Genomic DNA, 3,977 nt, shown 5'->3' with positions numbered 1-3,977 from the left:
AGGCGCGGCATAGGCCTGCGGGGCCGGAGCCTGCGGGGCCTGCATCGGCGCCGGGGCACGCGGCTCGGAGCGGCGCAGCAGCGCCTCGAACTCGTCGAGTGCCCCGCGCAGCTCTGCCGGCGGCGCCGGCGGCTCGGGCGTGGCCGGCGCCGGGGCCGGCGGCACCACCTCGAAACTCGGCTCCTGACGCATCACCGGGCGCTGCTGCGCCGGCCGACGCTCGGCAAAGACGTCCTTCAGCGGGTCGTCCTGCCCGACGATACGGGTCAGTTCCGCCAGCGGGTCGGGCGACTGGCCCTGGCGCGGGGCCTGGCCGGCGCCACGCAGCTGGCGCTCGAGATCTTCGAGATCGAGCGCGAAACGATTCCTAGCGGGCTCACTCATGGTACGATCCATTCCAGCACAAGCCGCCTTTTCCATCATGGAAACGGCGATATCCCGTGCGGTCAACCTGACCTTGTGCGCGCCGCCGGAAAGCGTCCGTCAGCGCATCTCTTCCGGCGCCGCAACTCCGGCGACAGCCAGACCGGAAGCAAGGACGCTGCGCACCGCGTGCACGAACGCCAATCTCGCCAAGGTCGACTTTCGATCAGTTTGATTAACGAACCGTAATTGCGGCGAGTCTTTGCCCTTGTTCCAGAGCGAGTGGAAGGCGCTGGCCAGCTCGTGGACGAAGAATGCCACGCGATGCGGCTCGTGAGCCGCGGCCGCACCTTCGATGATTCGCGGATAGGCCGCGATCATCTTGACGATGCCGACCTCGGCCTCGTCGGTCAGGATCGAGAGATCCACCAGCGCCAGCGCCTCCTGCGAGAGATCCAGATCCGGGAAGGCCTCCCGCGCCTGCCGGAAGATCGAGGCGCAGCGGGCATGGGCATACTGGACATAGAAGACCGGGTTGTCCTTCGACTGCTCGACCACCTTGGCGAGATCGAAATCCAGCGTCGCGTCGTTCTTGCGGAAGATCATCATGAAGCGCACGGCGTCGCGCCCGACCTCGTCGATGACCTCGCGCAGCGTGACGAAATCGCCGGAGCGCTTCGACATCCTGACCTGCTCGCCGTTGCGCAGCAGACGCACGAGCTGGCACAGCTTGACGTCGAGCGAACCCTGCCCGCCCGTCACAGCCTTCACCGCTGCCTGCATGCGCTTGACGTAGCCGCCATGATCGGCGCCCCAGACGTCGATCATCTCGGGGAAGCCGCGCACGAACTTGGAGCGATGATAGGCGATGTCGTTGGCGAAATAGGTGTAGCTCCCGTCCGACTTCAGCAGCGGCCGGTCGACATCGTCGCCGAACTGCGTCGCCCGGAACAGCGTCTGCTCGCGGTCCTCCCAGTCCTCGTCCTTCTGCCCCTTCGGCGGCGGCAGCCGGCCCTCATAGACGAGATCGCGCGCGCGCAGATCCTCGATCGTCTCGCGCACCGCATCCTTGTTGCCGTCGATGGCCTGCAGCGAGCGCTCGGAGAAGAAGACCTCGTGCACGACGCCGAGCGCGGCGAGGTCGTCGCGGATCATCGCCATCATGCCGTCGATCGCGGCCTTGCGGACGAGCGGCAGCCATTCGGCCTCGGGCTTGTCCCTGAGCGCCGCGCCATGCGCCTTCGCCAGGGTCTCGCCGACCGACTTCAGGTAGTCGCCCGGATAGAGCCCTTCCGGAATCCCGCCGATATCCTCGCCCAGCGCCTCGCGATAGCGCAGGAAGGCGGACCGTGCGAGCACGTCGACCTGCGCGCCCGCATCGTTGATGTAGTACTCGCGGGTCACATCGTGCCCGGCGAAATCGAGCAGTCTCGCCAGCGCATCGCCGAAGACCGCTCCGCGGCCGTGTCCGACATGCATCGGCCCGGTCGGGTTGGCCGAGACATATTCGACATTGATGCGCGGCGCAGGCTTCGGCGTGCCGCGCCCGTATTGCAGGCCGGCCTCGATCGCCGCCTTGAGCACCGCCGTGAAGACCGCGGGCTGCAGCGTCAGGTTGATGAAGCCGGGGCCGGCGATCTCCGCCTTCGCGATCTCCGGATCCTTGGAAAGCTCCTCGACCAGCAGCGCCGCCAGCGCACGCGGATTGCTGCCGGCGTCCTTGGCAAGCACCATCGCGGCGTTCGTCGCGAGGTCGCCATGGGCCGGATCCTTGGTCGGCTCGACCACGACGCGCGCGAGATTGAGCCCGGCGGGAAGCGCGCCTCGCTCGGCCAGGGCCGAAAGCGCTGCGTGAAGACGGGCGGAATAGATCTCGAACAGGTTCATTGCGGCCACGGGTGCGGGTTAAAACCGCCCGGCCCTATCGCAGCGAAGGAGTGGCGTCAAACAGGCGACGATGCTCGTCGAGCGCGTACCAGTCGGTCATGCCGGCAATATAGTCCGCGATCCGCCGTGTGCGACGGTGTTCGTCGAGGCTGTCGCAGTCCGCCGCCCATTCCGCCGGCATCGCAGCCGGATCGCGGCTGAAGCGGGCGAACAGGTCACGCACCACCTGCGCTGCCTGCTCCCGGATCGGTGCGATGCGCGGATGGCGGTACATGTTGGGATAGAGAAAGCCCTTGATGTCGCGATCGGCGGCATCGATGCGCGCCGAGAAGGCGACCACAGGCGCATCGGCGCGCCGGATCGCGTCGGCATCGGCCGGTGCAAGCGCCGTCAGCCGCGCTTGCGACTCGCCGATCACGTCCTCGACGAAACGGGTGATCACCCGCCGGACCAGCTCGTTGGTCAGGCGCGGCCGCTCCAGCCCCGGATGCCGCTGCCCGATCTCGTCGAGCAGTTCCGCCAGGAAGGGCACGCTCTTGAGCTCGGCATGGCCGAACAGCCCGGCCCGCAGGCCGTCGTCGATGTCGTGGGCGTTGTATGCGATATCGTCGGCCAGCGCCGCGGCCTGCGCTTCGGCGGAGGCGTAACTGTCGAGCCAGAGATCCTGGCGCCGCTGATATTCGACGATCGCGACGGGGATACCGCTCTTCGCGTAGCGCGCGGTCGGCCTCCCGGAGGCATCGAGCAGCGGGCCGTTATGCTTGACCAGCCCCTCGAGCGTTTCCCAGCTCAGGTTGAGGCCGTCGAAATCGGCATAGCGCCGCTCCAGCCGCGTCACGATCCTGAGCGTCTGGGCGTTGTGGTCGAAACCGCCGAAGCCGGCCATGCACTCTTCCAGTGCGTCCTCTCCGGTATGACCGAACGGCGTGTGGCCGAGATCATGCGCCAGCGCCAGAGCCTCGGCGAGGTCCTCGTCGAGGCCCAGAGCCCGTGCCAGCGCGCGGGCGATCTGCGCCACCTCGATCGTATGCGTCAGGCGCGTCCGGTAGTGGTCGCCCTCATGCGAGACGAAGACCTGCGTCTTGTGCTTCAGGCGCCGGAATGCGGTCGAGTGGATGATGCGGTCGCGGTCGCGCTGGAACTCGCCGCGCGTGGCGGAGGCCGGCTCGGCCACGAGGCGCCCGCGGCTCAGGCTCGAGCGGCAGGCATAGGGCGCGCGCCAGCGCTCGCCGGGCTCGGCGCCCGGCGGGATGGAAAAGCCGAAAGGCGGGTTCTGTGGATGCGGCATGGCTGCCCCGTCACGGCCCCGTGCTTGTAGAGGCGTTGCGGGGCCATTACCTTTCCGGGTAACCAGGGTGCAAGGAGCATCTGCCCATGTCGACCGATCTTGCGGTCAACCCGCGCGGCATCGCGGTCACCGCAAATGCCGCCAAGCGAATTATCTCGGTGATGGCTCACGAGCCGCCGGGCTCGATGCTCCGCGTCAGCGTCGCGGGCGGCGGCTGCTCGGGCTTCCAGTACATTTTCGACGTCGATCAGGAGAAGGCGCCGGACGATCTTGTCATCGAGCGCGATGGTGCGACCGTGCTGATCGACGAGACCTCGCTCGATCTGCTCGAAGGCTGCACGATCGACTTCGTCGACGACCTGATCGGTCAATCCTTCCGCATTACGAACCCGAATGCGACGAGTTCCTGCGGCTGCGGGACATCCTTCGCCGTCTAGGC

3 protein-coding genes and 1 pseudogene are annotated in these 3,977 nt (G+C 67.5%); 1 reads left to right on the top strand and 3 read right to left on the bottom strand.

What is annotated here, in order from left to right; translation table 11 throughout:
• From ACIPIA_RS11685 to ACIPIA_RS11675, 3 genes and pseudogenes are all read right to left on the bottom strand, one after another.
• Positions 1 to 384 (bottom strand): annotated as a pseudogene (locus tag ACIPIA_RS11685) (hypothetical protein); the annotation flags it as partial.
• 99 nt (positions 385 to 483) lie between these two features.
• Complete coding sequence (gene argS, locus ACIPIA_RS11680; RefSeq protein WP_400509660.1) at positions 484 to 2,250, bottom strand: arginine--tRNA ligase; 1,767 nt, start codon at positions 2,248 to 2,250, stop codon at positions 484 to 486.
• 34 nt (positions 2,251 to 2,284) lie between these two features.
• Positions 2,285 to 3,538, bottom strand: a complete 1,254-nt coding sequence (locus tag ACIPIA_RS11675) for a deoxyguanosinetriphosphate triphosphohydrolase (protein WP_400509658.1) — start codon at positions 3,536 to 3,538, stop codon at positions 2,285 to 2,287.
• A gap of 86 nt (positions 3,539 to 3,624) precedes the next feature.
• On the opposite strand from ACIPIA_RS11675, the gene ACIPIA_RS11670 reads away from it, so the two are divergent.
• Positions 3,625 to 3,975 carry a HesB/IscA family protein gene (locus ACIPIA_RS11670; protein ID WP_400509656.1) on the top strand — a complete coding sequence of 117 codons (351 nt, stop codon included), beginning with the start codon at positions 3,625 to 3,627 and terminating at the stop codon, positions 3,973 to 3,975.
• Positions 3,976 to 3,977: the final 2 nt, after the last annotated feature.

Source organism: Allobosea sp. CER48 (assembly GCF_044752385.1).
In the GTDB taxonomy this organism is placed as follows: Bacteria; Pseudomonadota; Alphaproteobacteria; order Rhizobiales; family Beijerinckiaceae; genus Allobosea.
This window is presented reverse-complemented; position numbering and strand designations above follow the sequence as displayed.